The organism is Acinetobacter sp. V2, from assembly GCF_001188385.1.
Taxonomy (GTDB): Bacteria; Pseudomonadota; Gammaproteobacteria; order Pseudomonadales; family Moraxellaceae; genus Acinetobacter; species Acinetobacter oleivorans.
Map to the genome: position 1 here is coordinate 1,463,204 of NZ_JZFB01000001.1, position 19,640 is coordinate 1,482,843.

At 39.0% G+C, this 19,640-nt stretch carries 20 protein-coding genes; 9 read left to right on the forward strand and 11 right to left on the reverse strand.

Annotated features, from left to right (window positions below; genetic code table 11):
* Nucleotides 1-52 precede the first annotated feature (52 nt).
* Together UC75_RS06715 and UC75_RS06720 are read right to left on the reverse strand one after the other, a co-directional pair.
* Nucleotides 53-325, reverse strand: a complete 273-nt coding sequence (locus UC75_RS06715; protein WP_004791223.1) for a YeaC family protein — start codon at nucleotides 323-325, stop codon at nucleotides 53-55.
* Nucleotides 322-1,230: an NAD(+) kinase gene (locus UC75_RS06720; protein WP_004791221.1), complete on the reverse strand. Its 909-nt coding sequence runs from the start codon at nucleotides 1,228-1,230 to the stop codon at nucleotides 322-324. Before UC75_RS06720 ends, UC75_RS06715 begins: the two co-directional genes overlap by 4 nt.
* 185 nt (nucleotides 1,231-1,415) lie before the next feature.
* On the opposite strand from UC75_RS06720, the gene mrcB reads away from it, so the two are divergent.
* Together mrcB and UC75_RS06730 are read left to right on the forward strand one after the other, a co-directional pair.
* Nucleotides 1,416-3,812: a penicillin-binding protein 1B gene (gene mrcB / locus UC75_RS06725; protein ID WP_005307032.1), complete on the forward strand. Its 2,397-nt coding sequence runs from the start codon at nucleotides 1,416-1,418 to the stop codon at nucleotides 3,810-3,812.
* 21 nt (nucleotides 3,813-3,833) lie between these two features.
* Nucleotides 3,834-4,382, forward strand: coding sequence for a hypothetical protein (locus UC75_RS06730; protein WP_049837100.1), 549 nt, complete (start codon nucleotides 3,834-3,836; stop codon nucleotides 4,380-4,382).
* Between the two features lie 22 nt (nucleotides 4,383-4,404).
* Here the strand turns inward: UC75_RS06730 and UC75_RS06735 are convergent, their stop codons facing one another.
* Complete coding sequence (locus UC75_RS06735; protein ID WP_049837101.1) at nucleotides 4,405-5,307, reverse strand: NUDIX domain-containing protein; 903 nt, start codon at nucleotides 5,305-5,307, stop codon at nucleotides 4,405-4,407.
* 136 nt (nucleotides 5,308-5,443) lie between these two features.
* Here UC75_RS06735 and hemP point away from each other — a divergent pair, with 136 nt between their 5' ends.
* Nucleotides 5,444-5,614 carry a hemin uptake protein HemP gene (gene hemP, locus UC75_RS06740; RefSeq protein WP_004643472.1) on the forward strand — a complete coding sequence of 57 codons (171 nt, stop codon included), beginning with the start codon at nucleotides 5,444-5,446 and terminating at the stop codon, nucleotides 5,612-5,614.
* Between the two features lie 72 nt (nucleotides 5,615-5,686).
* Here the strand turns inward: hemP and UC75_RS06745 are convergent, their stop codons facing one another.
* The 4 genes from UC75_RS06745 to UC75_RS06760 all read right to left on the reverse strand — a co-directional run bounded on the left by UC75_RS06745 (nucleotide 5,687) and on the right by UC75_RS06760 (nucleotide 9,986).
* Nucleotides 5,687-7,027: an ATP-binding protein gene (locus tag UC75_RS06745; protein ID WP_049837102.1), complete on the reverse strand. Its 1,341-nt coding sequence runs from the start codon at nucleotides 7,025-7,027 to the stop codon at nucleotides 5,687-5,689.
* Nucleotides 7,024-7,686, reverse strand: coding sequence for a response regulator transcription factor (locus UC75_RS06750; protein WP_005307039.1), 663 nt, complete (start codon nucleotides 7,684-7,686; stop codon nucleotides 7,024-7,026). Before UC75_RS06750 ends, UC75_RS06745 begins: the two co-directional genes overlap by 4 nt.
* 107 nt (nucleotides 7,687-7,793) lie before the next feature.
* Nucleotides 7,794-8,153, reverse strand: a complete 360-nt coding sequence (locus UC75_RS06755) for a NirD/YgiW/YdeI family stress tolerance protein (protein WP_005307042.1) — start codon at nucleotides 8,151-8,153, stop codon at nucleotides 7,794-7,796.
* Between the two features lie 75 nt (nucleotides 8,154-8,228).
* Nucleotides 8,229-9,986, reverse strand: coding sequence for a GspE/PulE family protein (locus tag UC75_RS06760; RefSeq protein ID WP_049837103.1), 1,758 nt, complete (start codon nucleotides 9,984-9,986; stop codon nucleotides 8,229-8,231).
* Between the two features lie 289 nt (nucleotides 9,987-10,275).
* Here UC75_RS06760 and UC75_RS06765 point away from each other — a divergent pair, with 289 nt between their 5' ends.
* Entirely contained in the window at nucleotides 10,276-11,547 is a 1,272-nt protein-coding gene (locus tag UC75_RS06765; RefSeq protein WP_049837104.1) for an MgtC/SapB family protein, read from the forward strand.
* An 18-nt stretch (nucleotides 11,548-11,565) separates the two neighbouring features.
* Here the strand turns inward: UC75_RS06765 and tsaA are convergent, their stop codons facing one another.
* On the reverse strand, nucleotides 11,566-12,288 hold the full coding sequence (tsaA, locus tag UC75_RS06770; protein WP_128825144.1) for a tRNA (N6-threonylcarbamoyladenosine(37)-N6)-methyltransferase TrmO: 723 nt from the start codon (nucleotides 12,286-12,288) through the stop codon (nucleotides 11,566-11,568).
* Between the two features lie 101 nt (nucleotides 12,289-12,389).
* Between tsaA and UC75_RS06775 the strand changes: the two genes are divergently transcribed.
* Nucleotides 12,390-13,169 (forward strand): ferredoxin--NADP reductase, encoded by a 780-nt coding sequence (locus tag UC75_RS06775; RefSeq protein WP_005307052.1) that lies wholly within the window; start codon nucleotides 12,390-12,392, stop codon nucleotides 13,167-13,169.
* A 53-nt stretch (nucleotides 13,170-13,222) separates the two neighbouring features.
* Here the strand turns inward: UC75_RS06775 and UC75_RS06780 are convergent, their stop codons facing one another.
* A complete protein-coding gene (locus UC75_RS06780) occupies nucleotides 13,223-14,092 on the reverse strand; it encodes a PhzF family phenazine biosynthesis protein (RefSeq protein ID WP_049837106.1) in 870 nt (289 codons plus the stop codon).
* Nucleotides 14,093-14,323: 231 nt separating this feature from the next.
* Between UC75_RS06780 and UC75_RS06785 the strand changes: the two genes are divergently transcribed.
* From UC75_RS06785 to abeS, 4 genes are all read left to right on the forward strand, one after another.
* A complete protein-coding gene (locus tag UC75_RS06785) occupies nucleotides 14,324-15,790 on the forward strand; it encodes a PLP-dependent aminotransferase family protein (RefSeq protein ID WP_128825145.1) in 1,467 nt (488 codons plus the stop codon).
* A 56-nt stretch (nucleotides 15,791-15,846) separates the two neighbouring features.
* Nucleotides 15,847-17,217 carry a tRNA 5-hydroxyuridine modification protein YegQ gene (gene yegQ / locus UC75_RS06790; RefSeq protein ID WP_049837354.1) on the forward strand — a complete coding sequence of 457 codons (1,371 nt, stop codon included), beginning with the start codon at nucleotides 15,847-15,849 and terminating at the stop codon, nucleotides 17,215-17,217.
* A 2-nt stretch (nucleotides 17,218-17,219) separates the two neighbouring features.
* A complete protein-coding gene (locus UC75_RS06795; protein WP_049837108.1) occupies nucleotides 17,220-17,483 on the forward strand; it encodes a YfhL family 4Fe-4S dicluster ferredoxin in 264 nt (87 codons plus the stop codon).
* Nucleotides 17,484-17,719: 236 nt separating this feature from the next.
* A complete protein-coding gene (gene abeS, locus UC75_RS06800; RefSeq protein WP_003650669.1) occupies nucleotides 17,720-18,049 on the forward strand; it encodes a multidrug efflux SMR transporter AbeS in 330 nt (109 codons plus the stop codon).
* Nucleotides 18,050-18,123: 74 nt separating this feature from the next.
* Here abeS and UC75_RS06805 read toward each other — a convergent pair whose 3' ends face one another.
* Nucleotides 18,124-18,900: an ABC transporter ATP-binding protein gene (locus UC75_RS06805; protein WP_005307066.1), complete on the reverse strand. Its 777-nt coding sequence runs from the start codon at nucleotides 18,898-18,900 to the stop codon at nucleotides 18,124-18,126.
* A gap of 9 nt (nucleotides 18,901-18,909) precedes the next feature.
* On the reverse strand, nucleotides 18,910-19,623 hold the full coding sequence (locus tag UC75_RS06810) for an ABC transporter permease (protein WP_049837355.1): 714 nt from the start codon (nucleotides 19,621-19,623) through the stop codon (nucleotides 18,910-18,912).
* Between the last annotated feature and the right edge of the window lie 17 nt (nucleotides 19,624-19,640).

Consider the following 19,640-nt stretch of genomic DNA (forward strand, 5'->3'; position numbering starts at 1 on the left):
GACGCGATAGCAAATGCTAATACGATTTATTCTTTTATTCTAAAATGCGGTTTTAAACAAAACGAATTGGTTTAAATTCTGGCTCATGTTTGTGGTGATCATCTTCACAAACCTCACCTTCTTCTTTTGTACCGCGGTCAATATAACCACTACGCTGCTCTTCTGGTAAGTTCTTTAACTCCCAAGCAATTACAGCTTGCATACAAGTTTCACGCTGCTCTTTTGTTAAAACAACGCCATTTGGCCATTTACCAATTTCTACTGCTGTTTTTAAACGCTCTACAATCTCAGGGTTTAAAATAGATAGCATTTGTTCAATATTCATGATTCATCTCTTTGGAAAGATTCAAAATCTTGGTTCCAACCAAGTTTGGTACGGCAGGCCATATAAAAATCATAACCTGGTGGATGCAATAAACTTAGTTTAAATGGATGTTTGCGGATGTGTAAACTATCTCCAACATTGAGCGATATGCTATGTTGACCATCTGCACTCACCATCGGTAACACCCGATTTTCGCGAATAACAATCTTAATTTCGCTTTGTCCACCGACTACGATAGGACGTGATGACAATGTATGCGGATGCATTGGAACTAATGCAATCGCATCCATACTTGGATGTAAAATTGGTCCACCACCTGACAACGCATAAGCTGTTGATCCAGTTGGAGTCGAAACAATTAAACCATCACTATGCTGGCGATAAACATATTGGCCATCAATGTTAAGTTCAAAGTCAATCATGTGGACCGACTTACCCGAATGCAAAACGACATCATTTAAAGCAATGGCATCATAAATGACTTCGCCATTTGTTCGCACTTCCATTTCAAGTAAGAAACGGCGATCAAGTTGAAAATGCCCTTGAAGCACTTGGTCAAGTTTAAAAATCGCTTCTGACGGTTTGATATCGGTTAAAAAACCTAATCGCCCACGGTTGATACCAATAACAGGGGTATTGTAACGAACTAAAGCTCTTGCCGCGTGGAGTAAAGAACCGTCCCCGCCAACTACAATAACTAAATCAGCAACTTCACCTAATAAATGACGGCTTACTACCTGTGCATGATCATAAGGCACTAATTCAGCAGTTTCCTGATCAAAAATGGGGTTTAAACCTAGGTTCAATAAATGATCATGAATTAAACATAGTGTTTCTACAACTGATGATTTATCTGGTCGACCGATTAACCCGACGTTTCTGAAGGACTTATGTGAAATTTGCACGAATGAGTAAGCTCCGCTGCGATACTTGCCTATAATAACATTAACCTGATTAATTTAAAAAAACATAACTACAAGATGCTGTAAAATTCAATCTAAGTTTTCCAATTATTCACAGTTTTATCATTGCAAATTGATGACAAGCTATCGCATCATTACAGGCATTGTTAGGGTTTTATCTCATTTTTATGAAGTTTGAACGTGGTATCGGTTTCTTTGCACTAATCTTTTCCATTTTGGTCATTGGTGCTTTTATTGCTCTTAGTATCTATCTGATTCGTTTAGATAATATTATCCGTGAAAAATTTGAAGGACAACGGTGGGATATTCCTGCCAAAGTGTTTGCACGACCTCTGGAAATTTATAACAACGCACCTATTTCCCAAGCAAATTTCACTCAAGAATTGAAGCTACTGGGTTACAAAACTTCAAGTAATTATGACAAATCGGGAAGTTATGTTGCTCAAGGCAGCAACATGTATATTCACACACGTGGTTTTGACTACGGCGACAGTGTTGAACCTGAACAAGTCTTAGAGTTAAGTTTTGCAAATGATCAAGTTGTTGAAGTTCGAAGTACTAAACCCTCTTCAACTGGCGTTGCACGCTTAGAACCGTTACTCATTGGAGGAATTTATCCTCAACACAATGAAGACCGTGTACTTATTAAACTGAATAATGTCCCTAAACCACTCATTGAAGCTTTAATTTCTACAGAAGACCGCAATTTTTATCATCATCATGGTATTTCAATTCGCGGTACGGCTCGTGCACTGGTGAGTAATATCACGGGTGGAAAGCGTCAAGGTGGTTCAACCCTGACTCAACAATTAGTTAAAAACTTCTATCTCACACCTGAGCGTACATTAAAACGTAAAGTTAATGAGGCCTTAATGGCTTTGCTCATCGAGCTGCATTACAGCAAAGATGAAATTTTAGAAGCCTATTTAAATGAAGTGAATCTTGGCCAAAACGGTAGCTACTCAATTAATGGCTATGGTTTGGCTTCACAATTTTATTTCGGTTTACCATTACGTGAACTTAGCGTTGCACAACAAGCTTATCTAGTAGGTTTGGTACAAGGCCCTTCTTTATATAATCCTTGGAAAAACCCTGAAGGTGCAAAAAAACGCCGCGATACCGTATTAAACAACATGCGTGTGATGGGTTATTTAACTCAAGCCGAATATGAAGATGAAATTGCACGTCCTTTAAATGTATTAAGTAAACCAAGTTTAGGGCCTGCAAAATTCCCAGACTTTTTAGATATTGTGCGTCGTCAATTGCGTACAGAATATCAAGAAAGTGATTTAACCAATCAGGGCTTACGTATTTTTACGACCTTAGACCCAATTACTCAAACTCAAGTTCAAAACGCGTTTAAAGCTTCAGTAGACCGCTTAGCCAACAGCAACCCAGCACGTTTGAAAAACCTCCAAGGTGCTGTACTGATTGCGCATCCTGAAAATGGTGAGCTTGTTGCAGCAGTTGGCTCTACACAAGACTTTACTGGTTTTAACCGTGCTTTAGATGCAAAACGTCAAGTCGGTTCTTTATTGAAACCTGTAATTTATTTAAGTGCGATTGAGTCTGGACGTTATAACTGGGCAAGCCAAATTGAAGATGCTCCGATTAGTGTTCCTGTAGACGGCGGTAAAAGCTGGACACCTAAAAACTATAGTGGTGGTGGACATGGTGTAGTAAGTCTGAGCGAAGCATTAGCAAACTCATACAACCTTTCTGCTGTACGTTTGGGTCAAGAGTTTGGTTTATCAACATTTACCAATAATCTAAGAAAGTTTGGTGTTGAATCAACGATTCCTGCCTACCCTTCTATTTTCCTTGGGGCAGTCAATATGTCACCAATGGAAGTACTCGGAATCTATGAGAACTTCGCTACAGGCGGCTTTAAATATCCAACTCGTGCAATTCGATCTGTGGTAGATGCCAATGGCCGTTTACTTGACCGTTATGGCCTGAATGTTCAACAAACGATTGATCCAGCTGTTGGCTATATCATGAATTATGGTTTACAACAGGTCATGTCTTCGGGTACTGGTCGTTCAGCCTATAGTAGCTTATCTCCAGCTTTAAAATTGGCGGGTAAATCAGGTACGACTAACGATACACGTGACTCATGGTTTGCTGGTTATTCGGGTAACCATGTCGCTGTAGTATGGTTAGGTTTAGATGACAACAAAGTAACTGGTTTAACTGGTTCATCTGGTGCATTGCCAGTATGGACTAACGTGATGAAACAGTTACGCCAAACTCCTGTGAATATACGTCAACCAGACACTGTACAATGGCAGTGGATTGATCGTGCAACGGGTGATTTATCTGCGCAGGCTTGTGATGGTGCTATGTATATTCCGATGCTAACGCATACGGTTCCGCACCGTGCTACGCCATGTGGAGCACCTTATTATCAAGTTGATCCAACATATACGCCACAAAGTGATAACACAACGCCTGACTCTCAGGATGATAATACCGACAGTTATATTCGTGAAAGTGAAAGTCAGATGCAACAAGATCTGTCAAATAACTCACGTGTAATTTCAAGTGGTAGTTATAACAACTAAGCGTAAACAGGAAATTAGGATATGTTGAAGAAAGGTGTTTTTTATATTGGTGCTGTTCTTATGGTCGGCTGTACAACTTTGCCTGATCATTCTGACTCCAAAGAGAAAACACCTACTCCTCCAGTCAAAAAGACGGAAACTCCATCGGGTGTAAAAATTACACCTTATGATCATCCGGAAATTCAACGCAAAAATTTACAGGTGATCGTTCCTCAACAGAAAAAGCCTCAACATTTTAGTGATGATGGCAGCCAGTTACCTGCATTTAAAGTCTTAATGCAAAAAACACAGCAGGCTTATAAAAACCAGCAATGGTCAGAAGCTGAACGCTATGCACTTCAGGCACAGCGTTTAGCACCGCAAGCAGCTGAGACTTATTTATTTCTTGCACTTACTGCAAATCATAAACAGCAATATTCTAATGCTGAGTCTTTAGCACGACGTGGTTTAAGCTTTGCTCAGAGCCCAGCAATGAAAAAACAGCTTTGGCTAACCATTTTAAAAGCTGGGCAACAACGTAATAATCAAAAAACTGTTCAAGAAGCACAACAAGCATTAAAAGCGCTCTAGCTTTTAATGCTTTTATGTTTTATTAAAAATTACGAATCCCCGCCAAGCCATATGCGCCATGCTGCTGTGCTGTGGCTAAATCATCAGGACTCATGCCTCCCAAAGCGAATACGGGAATCTGGCATTTCTCAATCAAGTCAGTTAAACGATCCCACCCTAATACGCTCGCATCTGGATGGGTCTCTGTTACTTTGACAGGACTTACAAAAACAGCATCACAGCCAATTTGCTGAGCATGCTGTAAAGAAACTGCATCGTGGCAAGCAGCAATAAAACGTACTCCCACTTCCAAGTCGCCTTTATGCAAACTCATTAATTGGGATTGCTTAAGATGTACTGTTTTTATATGAGTTTTTAACTCAGGTTTTAGCTTGTGCCAAACATCGACATTCACGATTAATTTTGAAAGCTGATTGGTATCTAAAAGAGCTAATTTTTCTAGATCTGCCTGATCAAAACTATCTTTTTCACTACGCCAATACACTAAAGTGTCATTATTTTCGACTGGTGCCAGCGTAGGACTAATTTTAATAAAATGCGGCCAATACAATCTTTTTATGATGTCTTTATTCGCTTTTGGAAAGTTTAAGTGAAGTAATTGTTCACGTGTGTACCATGCCCATGGTTGATGAATAAGATTTAATAGTTCATCAGGCACATAACTATGAAATAAGTGTAAATTGACAATAATGTCGTCATATTCATGATGAATATAATCAAATTGATGCCAATCTTTTAAACCAATACCCACTTCTTCATAGATTTCACGGCGACAGGCTTCTTCGGGTGTTTCACCTTGCTCAACCTTCCCCCCTGGAAACTCATGCTTTCCACCTTGATGCTGCTGCTCTTCGCGCCATCCAACTAGTATTTTTCCACGATGGATCAAGATTGCTATAGCGACATCGACGATTGGTTTGGGCATTTTTTTACTCTCTAAAACTTTTCTCAAGTGTAAGCAAATTTTATCATTTTATAAAATCTTAAAAATCTCATTGACAGATCTATTCGATAATGATTATCATTTAAATCGTTCAAGAACATACCACGGAGCACAACAAATGAACGCACCTTTTAGCTTATTTACTCGTAACAATGAAACAGCTCATGCCTTACCAATGTTACATTCTAACAACCTCTTTGCATTAGGCCGTGAAATCCGCATTATGCATGCTGGCGAGGAATATCGTTTACGCCTCACTCGCAACAATCGTCTAATTTTAACTAAATAAAAAATACACTCGCGTTTCAATAATATTCGTGGGAAAACAAAAAATGGATAGCATGGGTAACCATGCTATTTTTTATAATGGAAGATTAACCTCTACCCTCAAACCACCCTGTTTAGCATGCATAAAACGCAATTCACCATTGTGCAATTCAATAATTTTTCGAGTAATTGAAATTCCCAACCCTGAACCTTGCTGCTGAGTACCTAATACTCGAAAAAAACGCTGCCCTAAACGTTGCAATACCTCATCATCTACACCATTTCCTGTATCTTCTATAGCGACCTTAATTTGCTGTTCATCCTGACTAATCTCGACATGAATAGAACCTAAATTTGGACTATAACGAATGGCATTATCAAATAAATTTCTAAAAGCAATAAACAGTAATTCTTCATTCGCAAAGGTTTTAGTTTCTGTCGATAAGGTATTTGTCTCTATCACCATCTGTTTAGCATTCGCATCTAAAGTTACAGTTTCAATGACTCTAGCCAATAAGTAATTTAAATCGATAACTGTTTTAGGAAGTTGTGGCTGCTCTGTTTCATTGGGTTCTAGGCGAGCCAGAAGGAGTAAGTTTTCAAGTACTTTTGTACTTCTTGAAACGTCCTCTTGTATGCGCTCAAAGTCCTGATGAAGTTCTGGAACATGTTGATATTTACGCTGTAAAACTTGAAGACGCATTTGTATGGCAGACAACGGAGAACGTAGCTCATGGGAAGCATCTGCTGTAAAACGCTGCTCAGCCACTAATGCCCTTTGCAATCTTGCAAGTAATTGGTTTAAAGCATCAATCACAGGTTGAATTTCGGTAATAACATCTGGGTCTTGAATTGGTTCTAAATTTGAAGCTGTTTTTTGGGCAATACGTCTAGAAAGTAAATTTAGCGCAGCCAATTGTTGCTCCGTACGCCAACTTACAATGACCCATTGCAGCAACCAGAACAACACCATAAGACCGCTATAGCCTGCAAGTGCTTTGAGTACTTCTTCAATACGTGTACTCATTGGCTGAAAGACTTCAACTTCTAGTTGAGAGTCTTCTTGTTGTGCAGCCAGACTACGCCATAATTGACCATCAAACCAAAAATATGAAAAACCTTCAGATAACTTTCCTTGTTCAAAAAGTTCATGTTGATAACTATGAGAATGAGTAAGTAATTGTCCAGAGCTTAATAACTCATACTGAATATCAAATTCATCACTGAGCTGATCAAACTGTTTCATAGAATGTTTAGACAGGTCAGAAACCAGCAAAGTATCTGAAATTTCATCCATGATTTCGTCTTGCACTGACATGTTGTGATAAACAGAAAATATGGTAAGTAAGCTTAAAGCCACCAAGCCCACCACCACACTACTCCACATGGTGGTTTTAACCAGTTGTGACTGCAAAGAGGAGCGATTCGATTTCATTTTAAATCTCCCATACGGTAACCTAGTCCCCGTATGGTTTTAATGCAGCTACTTCCGATTTTTTTTCGAAGCTGATAAATAAATACTTCGATGGCGTTACTTTCAATTTCCTCACCCCATGCATAGAGTGCTTCTTCTAATTGATCACGGGTAATAATATGTTCAGGATGAACCATCAGCTTACGCAATATTTGGAATTCTTTTGCCGTTAAATCAATAGATTTTCCAGCGCTTAATACAACTTTCGCTTGTGTATCAAGTTGCAAATCACCCCACGTTAAAATCGATTGCTGACTTAAAGTTTGTTTACGCAATTGAGCGCGAATTCGGGCAGAGAGTTCTTCTAAACTAAAAGGCTTAACCAAATAATCATTTGCGCCTAAATCTAGTCCTTCTACGCGATCATGAATACTGTCACGTGCGGTAATAAAAATAACAGGAACATTTTTTTGTTTATAACGGATCGTTGTTAGAACTTTTTCACCCGCTAATTGCGGCAGTCCCCGATCAAGTAAAATACAGTCATAGTCATGCTGTTCGATTGCCGTAAGCGCATAATCACCTCTTTCCACCCAATCGACCTGATAACCATCTAACTCTAACCATGATTGAATACTTTCAGCTTGAGAGCGATCATCTTCTGCAAGCAAAATTCTCATCTATTTTTCCTGTTATATGCTGTTTTAATCTTGCCAAGCCTTTATAAAAAAAGCAAAGCCGCATCATTTGAATGCGGCTAAAAGTAGTAGATTCAGAGATCAATGAATTAAAACTGAACTTGATCGACCTCAATTTCTACACGTTTTAAAGGTTTATAGTCGATGTCTACTTCACCAATTAGAGTGACATTTGTATTTGCTGAAATAGGACGACCCTGCCAAAGCTCATCATCTACATCCACTGTAATGCTACCTGTCTTGTCACGAAATTGATATTTTTCATCGCCTAAAGATTTTACAACCTGCCCATGTAATTTGACTGGTGTATTATCTTTTGCCGTTAATGCATGCTTAACAGTTGTTAGCGTTGCTGGAGCAATTGCTGCCTGATTCACAGGTGTATTTGCCATAGCTACGCCAGTAACAGTTAGACCCGTAGTCATTAGTATCGCTTTAAGCATTTTCATAAGATCACCTTTTTAACCACATCTTCGAATAGCGTAAGTACAACAGGCATAGATGAGGTGAATCTTAAGAAAAAGTTAATTTAATGGCACAACCCGCAATACCTCTTCTAATGTTGTAAGACCATCAATGACCTTACGAGCGCCCGCAATTCTTAAGGGTTCTATACCTTCTTTTTTAGTTTGCGTTCTTAAATCATTTAAGGTCATATGGCTACTAATAAGATGCTTAAGCTCAAGACTGACTGGCATAAATTCATAAATACCAACTCGCCCTTTATAGCCTGTATGACGACATTGTTCACACCCTACTGCCTGATAAACTTTTTCTGGCATTTCCATAATGTAGTCGAATGTTAAATGTTGCCATTCATCCTCATTAATATGAGTTTGTTGCTTGCAGTGCGGACAAAGCTGTCGCACTAAACGCTGTGCCAATACACCTAAAATAGTTGCTGCCGTTAAAAATGGCTGCACACCTAAATCATGCAAGCGAGTCAAACTGGACGGCGCATCATTGGTGTGTAAAGTTGATAACACCAAGTGACCTGTGAGTGCCGCCTGAATGGCCATATTCGCTGTATCTTGATCACGAATTTCCCCAATCATAATAATGTCTGGGTCTTGTCGCATAAGTGCACGAACACCGTCTGCAAAGCCTAACTCAATTGCATTATTGACCTGCATTTGGTTAAAACTAGGCTCTAACATTTCAATCGGGTCTTCAATGGTACAGACATTAACCTGATCTGTTGCGAGCTGCTTTAAAGAAGAATATAACGTTGTGGTTTTACCGGAACCTGTTGGCCCCGTGACTAAAATAATCCCATGGCTATTTTTTGTTAATTGCTGCCACTGTTGTAATAAACTCTCTTCAAAACCAAGCTGATGAAAAGAACGTACCAACACATCTGGATCAAAAATACGCATGACCAGTTTCTCACCAAACGCTGTTGGTAAGGTTGATAAACGGAGTTCAGTTTCTTGACCTTTAGGTGTACGTGTTTTTAATCGACCATCTTGCGGTTTACGTTTTTCCGCTACATTTAAACGCCCTAAAATTTTAATTCGGGAAATCACGGCGGTTAGTGTATTTGATGGCATGTTATAAATAGTGTGCAACACACCATCAATACGAAACCGGACTTTACCATTGTCTTTACGCGGTTCCATGTGAATATCACTGGCACTCTGCTCGAATGCAAATTGTAAAATCCAGTCAACCAATTTCACAATATGCTGATCATTCGCATCTGGGTTCTGACTATCGCCAAGCTGTAAAAGCGCTTCAACATTTTTAGTGTCACGTTCATGAGCTGCATCTTTTTGAGCGGAGTTGACCGCACGACTGACCTGATAATATTCACGTAAATAGCGTTGCAACTGTTCAGGATTAAGTAATACTCTTTCAATTTTTTTAGGCGCTAGACTCCGCTCTAAATTGTTTAGCCAATCTGTTTGAAATGGTTGATCTGTTCCAATCACGATTCGATCAGCATGAATTTCAACAGCTAAAATATGATTGCGAATAGCAAACTCTTGTGACATTACCTGCGTTAAGGCACTAACATCTGCCTTTAAAGGATCTATCACAAATAAAGGAAGTTGAACCCGATCTGCAAACCATAAACACAAACGGTTTAAACTTAAATGAGCGTGTGTGTGCTGGTGATCTTTTAAATTAAAATGTGCAATCCACTGTAATGGATGCCACTTTAATTGGTCTTTTTGACGGTGGCTTGACTGTACCAGTAATTTATCTCGTTCTGTAATACGGCCTTCTTGTAATAATTGTTCTAGACACCAATACGTATCTATTTGTACATGTGCATTCATGCGTTATCCCCAATATATTTTTATAATATAGCAGAGATATTTTTGATTTAGCTCACCACAAATTTGCTAAACCCTACTTTTAAATATTCTTTAACTTCAAATAATTAAACCAATTCTCAACTTAATATTATTTTGCGTCATAGTTCATATTTATAAAAAAACTGTCTCTGTGGCTTTGTCTAAAAAAGATACTATGCTCACTATAATAAAAAGCATAAACTGAACGTGAATATATGATTTTTAAAACGATTCAAATCTACTTATAACAATAAACCAAAGAGGAAGTAACATGGAGCTTCCAATGACAATGTCATTACAAACAACTTCATTTGAAGAATTCATTACCGTCATTGCTGCGGCGCTCGGTTGTGGCTTATTAATTGGTTTAGAACGTGAACGAAGTAAGCTTAAACATGAATACAAAACTTTTGCCGGATTTCGTTCTTTTGCAATTAGTTCACTATTAGGCGCCATTTGTTTTTTTTTCGGCACTGAAATTGGAATTGTAGGTGCCCTTCTCATTGGGGCAATTAGTATTGTATCTCTCAAAAATCAGCCCAAGGACCCCGGTGTGACCACCGAACTTGCCTTTATTATGACTTACTTTATTGGGGCACTTTGTATTTGGAATATCTCATTGGCCGCTGGCCTAGCTGTGATCATGACCATTATTTTATTGGCAAAGCAGTCTATGCATGGCATTGCCAGTCAGTGGATTACCGAATCGGAATTGCGTGATGGTATTTTTCTACTTGCCTTACTTTTAATAGCACTGCCTTTAGTACCCAATAAACCCTTTTGGGGTCCAGTTTTAAATCCGCATGTGATTTTAAAATTACTCACTTTGATCTTATTTGTACAAGCACTCGCCCATATTGCGAAACGGTTACTCTCCTCTAAAAACGCTTTATTACTCTCTTCTTTAGCTTCGGGATTTGTTTCCAGTACAGCGACCATTGCCAGTTTAGGTTTAGAAGTGCGCTCTGGCAGGGCCAATGCAACTACAAATGCAGGCGCTGCATTAATGTCGTGTGTTTCAACACTCATTCAAACTTTAATTATTGTGATTGGAATTAGCTTTGCTTGGTTTAAGCTGATTATATTTCCTACACTTATTGCATTAGCAGTTTTAGCAATCTGGGCTTTCATTTTATTGCGTAAAGCAGAGCCCAGTACAACTTCGCCCGAACTCGACTCAAGAATGTTCAGCTTAAAAGAAGCCATTATTATTGCAGGCACACTCACCCTCATTCAGGCAGGTGTTTATGGCTTAAGTATCTCTTTAGGCGATGCTGGGTTAATCGCAGGTACTCTACTCGCATCTTTATTTGAAATACATGCAGCTATTGCGGCAGTCATTGTGCAAGGTGAACCTGATAGTACCCATATGACACCTTTATTAATTGCATTTTTAGGAGGCTTTGCAGTTCATGCGCTTGCCAAAAGTGTGAACTCTGCAATTTCGGGTGGGCTACGCTATGCCCTTGCTTTTGTTCCCGCCCAACTCATTCATATGGCTATATTTATTAGTTTACTTTGGCTCAACATCCATTGGTTTTAAAGATTTCTACTGTGCAAGCTAAGAAGTCTTCACCACATCAAGCACAGTAACTACAAATTGATCGACTTTAAAATGAATATCAAAGTCTGAAAATTTCATTTTATAGATTCGTTCAGCATCTTCTTGATAGGCAGGCCGAGGATCTAAAGCTAAAACTTGCTCAAGCTCATCAATGTACTGTGAATTCATTTCATTATTTTGCAGAAAATATTTTTGCGCTGTTAACGCAGCTTCTGACCAAACGACTGACTTCCGTTCAGGTTCTGCATGTGCATAACCACTTTCTGCATCAATAATTGCATCAGAATATTGAATATAAGGTTTGATATCTAAAATTGGAGTGCCATTTAATAAATCACTTCCTGTGATATAGACTCGAACAGACTTACCGACTTTTTCCACTTTATTAAGTTTTACAACTGAAAGTCCGATTGGAGATGGTCGATACATGCTACGTGTAGCAAACACCCCAATTTTCTCGTTACCGCCTAAACGTGGTGGACGAACCTGTGGACGGAATTTATCGACACTCCCCTGATTTTTATTGTCATGAAACTGCCAAACTAGCCAGAGATGACTGAACTGCTCAATTCCCTCAAATGCCAATAAGTCATTATAAGGTTCTACCATATCGATATAAGACTCAATATTTACCAAATTAGGCTGGCGTGGAATGCCAAATTTTTCACGATATGGGGAACACATGTGGCCAATTATGGAGAAGGTGACAGAATTGTTCATCACTTTTTCTTATAAACACAATTAAATATATTCAGTTTATCGGGAATGAAATTAGATTAGAATAGCTATCTGTTTTCTTTTAATCGTGATCGAGACCTTTAATGGCTGCTTTTAACGTCGAACGCATTACTCATGTTCACCACTGGAATGACACACTTTTCAGTTTTAAAACTACACGCGATACTAGCTTACGTTTTAAAAATGGTCAGTTCGTAATGATCGGACTAGAAGTGAATGGCAAACCGTTAATGCGTGCGTATTCGATTGCAAGTGCAAACTACGAAGAAGAGTTAGAATTTTTCTCAATTAAAGTACAAGATGGTCCTTTAACTTCAATTTTGCAAAAAGTACAAGTTGGCGATGAAATCTTAATTTCTAAAAAACCGACAGGTACTTTGGTTCATGATGACCTTTTACCGGGTAAAAACTTGTACCTTTTATCTTCTGGTACTGGCCTTGCACCATTCTTATCAATTATTCGTGACCCAGAAACTTACGAACGTTTTGAAAAAGTAATTGTTGTTCATGGTACACGCTATATTTCTGAATTAGCTTACCAAGACTTAATTTTGGATGAACTTCCAAAAAATGAATTCTTTGAAGAGTTAGGTATTAAAGACAAACTTGTTTACTATCCTACAGTAACTCGTGAACCTTTCCACACTCAAGGCCGTGTAACAACTGCAATTGAAACTGGTGCTTTATTTGAAAAAATCGGTTTACCACGTTTTAACCGTGAAACTGACCGCGCAATGCTTTGCGGTAGCCCTGCATTCTTAAAAGACGTTGCTGCGTTACTTGACCAACACGGTTTAGTTGAATCACCTCGTATGGGTGAAATGGGCGACTACGTAATTGAACGTGCGTTCGTAGAAAAATAAGATTTTTCTAATAAAAAAACCGAGGCAAAGTCCTCGGTTTTTTTATATCTGTTTTATAACTTGATTGTGCCATCAATACAGGTAACAGCCGTTCCACCCACTAAAATTTTATCCTGATGCAATTCAAGTTGAAGCTGTCCGTTACGGCCTAAAGCTTGCCCCTGTGAAGAAAGAACTGTGTCATTTTGTGCTGGTAAAATACCATAGTGACGAATGAAAGACGCCACACTTCCATTACCACTGCCACAAACTGGATCTTCATTTATTCCACAAGCAGGTCCAAATGAGCGAACTTCTATGTGTTTTTGCTCATCATTATTTTCATAAAAACCAAAAACTGTCGCGCCCGTAACTTTCATTTCTAAATCATGTTGTTTTAGAGCAGCAAAGTCTGGTTGGGTTGCTAAAACAGCTTCGGCATTCACCGCTTGTAATACAATCCAACGAGCGCCTACATCAACCAATGTGGCATTCCATTGAGTATTAATTTCACATTTTAAAATTTCTGCTAATTTCTCAGTGTGCATTGCATCTAATGGTGTAATTTTAGGCTTAGGGAGTTCAAATGAAATATGCCCTGAGTCACTCACGGTAAGCGTTACCAAACCCGCAGCACATTGCTGTACCAGCTTACCGTCTTTGGCTGTCACGAGGCCTGCTTCAAGCAAAGCATAGGCAGTACCAATTGTAGGATGTCCTGCAAATGGCAACTCACTTTGCGGAGTAAAAATTCGAACCTGATAATCAGCTTGAGAATCGGTCGCAGGGAGCACAAATGTCGTTTCAGAAAGATTCGTCCAATTCGCAATTTCCTGCATCTGTTCAGATGTTAAGGTACTGGCGTCCATAATGACTGCGACAGGATTCCCTTTAAATGCTTGTGAAGTAAAAACATCAACTTGTTTAAATGCAACAACAGACATAGACCACTCCTACTGATTTTAAAATTAAAAAAATATGGCTTTTAAGTCCTTACCATTTTTTGATCTTACTGATTTATTTTTAATGGTCACAGTATCAGTTAATATGAAAAATAATAGACACAGTTTTTAAGTTTAGATTTGTGTTAAATGAACCAATCCAAAGTAATCACAATATTTGAGTTAGATAAAAGATCACGATAAAGTGTATCCATTGCTTTGGCTTTTTAATGAATTGACATGTACAAATATAAAAAAGTGAGTGATGACCTAACCTTTCAAATTCAGAATGGCAGGCAGCCTATTGGTTCACGCTTACCATCAATTCGCGACTGCGCAAATCATTATCAGGTCAGCATTAACACCGTAAAAGAAGCTTATCGCCAGCTTGAAGATCAAGGTTTAATTTCAGTTCGTCCACAGTCTGGTTACTATGTTTGTCATGCACCTTCAAACTTACTAGAACTCGAAGAACGTTATGTCAGTGAAGAAAAAGTATCTCTTTCAGGAATTAGCTGTTTTCTTGCACAAATTGTTAAAAAGCAGATGGACCCCGACTATGTCAATTTGGCTCTGGCTTGCCCTACAGGTGAAAACTTCTATCCAATTGAACGCTTAAAACGCTTAACTGCTCAAGTTTTACGGACACAGCCAGACATTTTTAAAAACTACACTTTACCCCCCGGCTCTATACGTTTACGTACTCAAATTGCGAGGCGAAGTTTACAGCTTGGTATGTTTCTTTCAGCAGATGATATTGTACTCACTCATGGCACCATGGAAGCTTTAAGTCTCGCGATTATGGCAACCACCCAAGCAGGTGACAGCATTGCTCTTGAGATCCCTACTTTTCATAACCTGTACCCACTGCTTCATAATTTAGGTCGAAAAATTGTAGAAGTGCCGACTTCGCCGCATACAGGTATGTGCCTTGATGCTCTTGAAGAACTCTTAAAATCTAAGAGTGTACAAGCCATATTAACTATTCCAACAGGACACAATCCTCTCGGTTTTAGCATGCCTGAAAGCAACCGCCGTCGCTTAGCAGAGCTTGCCAATCAGTTTCAAGTTCCTGTCATTGAAGATGCGATGTATGCCGAACTGCAACTCACCGAGCCCCTTTTGCCCAACATTAAGGCGTTTGACCAAAATGGATGGGTACTCGTATGTGGTAGCTATACGAAAACCGTAGCGCCCGACTATCGAATTGGTTGGTTAGAAGCAGGACGCTTTCGTAATATTGTGCAGCAAATCAAATTAACAACCACTGTTGCCGAGCCAGCTTTACTTACAGAAACTTTAGGGCTTTTCTTAGAGAATGGAGGTTATGACCTGCACTTAAGGCATCTTAAAAAACGCTATCAACAACAAATTGACACCATAAAATCTTATATTTGTCGTTATTTTCCACTCGGTACTCGAGTCAGTCGACCGCAAGCAGGATTTATTTTATGGTTAGAACTACCCGAATCTATTGATGCATTAGAACTGTTTCATCAAGCAATGGATGAAAAAATCTTATGTATGCCGGGAATTTTATGTTCGGCTGATAAACGTTTTAGTCATTGTTTACGTATAGCTGCGTGTTTCGAATTAAATCCTAAAATGCTAAATGCTTTGATGCGCTTAGGAGAACTAGCAAAAAATATGCTACCCGCACAAAGAGATATAGACCAAATCCCTACTAATTCAGTAGGTTGAATCCAAAATATAGAGTTAATAAAATAAAACCATATATTTTTTATGCCTTTTATTTTATGAAAACTGAACTCCTCTCTCCCGCAGGTTCACTAAAAAACATGCGCTATGCATTTGCCTATGGAGCAGATGCCGTATATGCAGGCCAACCACGTTACAGTTTACGTGTCCGTAATAATGCTTTTGATCATGACAACTTAAAAATTGGAATTGATGAAGCGCATGCTTTGGGTAAAAAGTTTTATGTTGTGGTGAATATTCAGCCTCATAACAGCAAATTAAAGAACTTTATTCGTGATCTTGAGCCGATTGTAGCAATGCAGCCAGATGCGCTCATTATGTCTGACCCAGGTTTAATTATGATGGTACGTGAACATTTCCCAGATATGCAAATTCATTTATCTGTTCAAGCCAATGCCATTAACTGGGCCACTGTTAAATTTTGGAAAGATTACGGTTTAAGCCGTGTGATTTTATCGCGCGAGTTGTCATTAGAAGAAATCGAAGAAATCCAGCAACACGTACCAGACATTGAACTCGAAGTTTTTGTACATGGCGCACTATGTATGGCCTACTCAGGTCGCTGTTTACTTTCTGGATATATGAACAAACGTGATGCCAACCAAGGTGCTTGTACCAATGCTTGTCGTTGGGACTATAAGTTGCATGAAGCCCAAGAAGATGCAAACGGCGACGTGATTCCAGTTACTCAGCTCAACACGTCAGAGAAGTCTTGCTGTTCATCAGCACAATCAGAGACAACTTCATCTCAAACTTTGCTTGTACAACGTAATGATGAAGAAATGTTTGCTGCCGAAGAAGATGAACACGGCACCTATTTTATGAACTCTAAAGATTTACGTGCGGTACAGCATGTAGATCGTTTAACCAAAATGGGCATTGCCTCACTGAAAATTGAAGGCCGTACTAAATCCTATTTTTATTGTGCCCGTACTGCTCAAATTTATCGAAAAGCCATTGATGATGCTTTAGCAGGCAAACCATTTGACCCAAGCTTAATGACTCAGCTCGAAGGGTTGGCAAATCGCGGTTATACCGAAGGTTTTTTAAGACGTCATGTCCATAGTGAATATCAAAACTATGCTGATGGTTCATCACATTTTGACTATCAACAATTTTGTGGAGAGGTTTTAGAACGCCACGGCGATTATATTCGCATTGAAGTTAAAAACCGTTTTGTAGTTGGTGACTCACTTGAACTCATGACGCCTCAAGGCAACATCACCTTTACCTTAACCGAAATGCGTGATTTAAAAGGTAACCCAGTTACAGATGCTAAAGGTTCGGGGCATTTTGTTGAAATTCCACTCTCACAAGATGTTGACATCAGTTATGCCCTACTCGTACGCAATTTGCCGCATGCGAAAGAAAGTATTACCGCATCTACCTTGGCTTATTCAGCGAGTTAAACATGGCACTTTTGATTACGAGTGACTGCATCAATTGTGATATGTGCTTACCCGAATGCCCCAACATCGCTATTTTTGAAGGGAGCAAAGTTTATGAGATTGATCCACTTCGTTGTACAGAGTGCGTAGGCTTTTATGATGCGCCTACGTGTAAGGCGGTTTGCCCTATCGATTGCATAAAAACAGACCATGCATATATTGAAAATAAAGAGCAACTACTAGAGAAATTTAAAGGGTTAAATTTACTCGGCGAATCTATTTCTTAAAAAGACTATCGAGGATCAGGCTAAAGTTACTGATCCTCTTTTTATGACTATGCAGATCAATGATTAAATAAATGAATAAATAGCTGAGAACACTTTGCTAGTGATAAAATCAATTTATCAGTTCAGTTTGATTTACTGGTAATTTTGTACCAAAAAAATTAAACAATCGTTAAAACTGCCAAACCATTTCAACATTTCATGTAGATTGATTAAAACTCATTCTGGCGTAGCTCCCCATGTCTTATCTTTATTTAGCAATTGCGATTGCTTGTGAAGTCATTGCAACTTCAGCTTTAAAAGCATCTCAAGGTTTTACTGTTCCTATTCCATCCATTATTACAGTTGTGGGCTATGCAATTGCTTTTTATTTACTGTCCCTGACATTAAAAACGATTCCGATCGGAATTGCATACGCCATTTGGTCGGGCGCGGGTATTATTTTAATTTCTGCAATTGGCTGGATATTTTACAAACAGCATTTAGATTTGGCGGCCTGTATTGGTCTTACTTTAATGATTGCAGGTATTATCATTATTAATGTGTTTTCTAAAAATACCCATCTATAAAATATAATTAAAAAAGTCACCGAGTAAGATGAAAATTCTTTTATAAAAATTTCACCTTACTCGGTAGGAACAACTTATTTCAAACTGCCCGTCAAAAATTGCTTTAAACGCTCACTTTTCGGATTGTTGAGTACTTCATCAGGATGACCCTGTTCCTCAATTTTCCCTTGATGCAAGAAAATCACTTGATTAGACACATGACGTGCAAAGCCCATTTCATGTGTCACCACAATCATGGTACGACCTTCTTCAGCCAAACTCTGCATGACCTTGAGTACTTCACCTACCAACTCCGGATCAAGCGCACTGGTGGGTTCATCAAATAGCATCACTTCCGGTTCCATTGCCAAAGCACGAGCAATTGCTACACGTTGCTGCTGACCACCAGATAAAAATGCCGGATATTTACTCTCAACGCTTTCAGGCAATCCAACTTTACGTAGATATTTCCGTGCACACTCTTCTGCTTCAGCACGTTTTACCCCAAGCACATGAATTGGCCCTTCAATGACATTTTCAAGCACTGTCATGTGAGACCATAAATTAAAGTGCTGGAACACCATCATCAGTTGAGTACGCATTTTTTGTAGTTGCTTTGGATCAACCACTTTTAAATTGCCTTTTTTATCAAAGACTGTCCGTAATTTTTCACCATTGAGTTTAATGGTGCCATTGCTCGGTTGTTCTAAAAAGTTGATACAACGCAGCAAGGTACTTTTACCTGAACCGGATGAACCAATAATACTAATCACATCGCCAGCATTTGCATCAAGTGATATCCCTTTTAGTACTTCATGATCGCCAAATGTTTTGTGTAAATCACGAATCACTAGTTTTGCAACGTGTTCCATTTATATCTCCTAATGATTCGATGGCTTTAAAAATGCCAACCAACGTTTTTCCAACTTACGAAATATCCAAATCAAAATAAATGCCAACATCGCATATAACACCGCGGCAATCCCAAAAGCATTGAAGGTGTCATAGGTTGCCGCATTTACATCACGCGCAATTTTTAAAATATCTGGAACAGTTGCTGTAAATGCAATGGTTGTCGCGTGCAACATCAAAATGACTTCGTTACCGTAAAACGGTAAAGCACGGCGTAACATCGACGGAATGATAATACGTGTGTAGAGTTTCCATTTTGACATTCCAAAAGCTTGAGCAGCTTCAATCTCTCCATGTGGAATAGAGCGAATCGCTCCAGCGAAGATTTCAGTTGTATATGCACCAGTATTGAGCGCGAATGCCAAAATGGTGCAATTTATGCCCTCTCGAAAAAATGCATCGAGCGTCTGATGTTCATGGACGTAATCAAAACTGTAAATACCTGAATAAATAATCAGCAATTGGATGTACAGTGGTGTGCCACGAAAAACGTAGGTAAATAACCAAACTGGACTACGCAACCAAAGATTTTCTGATACTCGTGCAAGTGATAAAGGCACAGCAAGCACAAAGCCAATACCAATAGAAAGCACCAATAACCAAGCAGTCATCGCGACACCGGTCATTTGTAGGCCATCGGTCCAAAGGTATGCCTGCCAATATTGTTGAAGGATTTCAATCATAATTGTCCCTTCCTCAC

Bases quoted from the DNA above. Each gene is read 5' to 3' on its own strand.
- UC75_RS06715 (WP_004791223.1), bottom strand. From the start codon at position 325: ATGAATATTGAACAAATGCTATCTATTTTAAACCCTGAGATTGTAGAG.
- mrcB (WP_005307032.1), top strand. From the start codon at position 1,416: ATGAAGTTTGAACGTGGTATCGGTTTCTTTGCACTAATCTTTTCCATT.
- UC75_RS06730 (WP_049837100.1), top strand. From the start codon at position 3,834: ATGTTGAAGAAAGGTGTTTTTTATATTGGTGCTGTTCTTATGGTCGGC.
- UC75_RS06735 (WP_049837101.1), bottom strand. From the start codon at position 5,307: ATGCCCAAACCAATCGTCGATGTCGCTATAGCAATCTTGATCCATCGT.
- hemP (WP_004643472.1), top strand. From the start codon at position 5,444: ATGAACGCACCTTTTAGCTTATTTACTCGTAACAATGAAACAGCTCAT.
- UC75_RS06745 (WP_049837102.1), bottom strand. From the start codon at position 7,027: ATGAAATCGAATCGCTCCTCTTTGCAGTCACAACTGGTTAAAACCACC.
- UC75_RS06750 (WP_005307039.1), bottom strand. From the start codon at position 7,686: ATGAGAATTTTGCTTGCAGAAGATGATCGCTCTCAAGCTGAAAGTATT.
- UC75_RS06755 (WP_005307042.1), bottom strand. From the start codon at position 8,153: ATGAAAATGCTTAAAGCGATACTAATGACTACGGGTCTAACTGTTACT.
- UC75_RS06760 (WP_049837103.1), bottom strand. From the start codon at position 9,986: ATGAATGCACATGTACAAATAGATACGTATTGGTGTCTAGAACAATTA.
- UC75_RS06765 (WP_049837104.1), top strand. From the start codon at position 10,276: ATGGAGCTTCCAATGACAATGTCATTACAAACAACTTCATTTGAAGAA.
- tsaA (WP_128825144.1), bottom strand. From the start codon at position 12,288: ATGAACAATTCTGTCACCTTCTCCATAATTGGCCACATGTGTTCCCCA.
- UC75_RS06775 (WP_005307052.1), top strand. From the start codon at position 12,390: ATGGCTGCTTTTAACGTCGAACGCATTACTCATGTTCACCACTGGAAT.
- UC75_RS06780 (WP_049837106.1), bottom strand. From the start codon at position 14,092: ATGTCTGTTGTTGCATTTAAACAAGTTGATGTTTTTACTTCACAAGCA.
- yegQ (WP_049837354.1), top strand. From the start codon at position 15,847: ATGAAAACTGAACTCCTCTCTCCCGCAGGTTCACTAAAAAACATGCGC.
- UC75_RS06795 (WP_049837108.1), top strand. From the start codon at position 17,220: ATGGCACTTTTGATTACGAGTGACTGCATCAATTGTGATATGTGCTTA.
- abeS (WP_003650669.1), top strand. From the start codon at position 17,720: ATGTCTTATCTTTATTTAGCAATTGCGATTGCTTGTGAAGTCATTGCA.
- UC75_RS06805 (WP_005307066.1), bottom strand. From the start codon at position 18,900: ATGGAACACGTTGCAAAACTAGTGATTCGTGATTTACACAAAACATTT.
- UC75_RS06810 (WP_049837355.1), bottom strand. From the start codon at position 19,623: ATGATTGAAATCCTTCAACAATATTGGCAGGCATACCTTTGGACCGAT.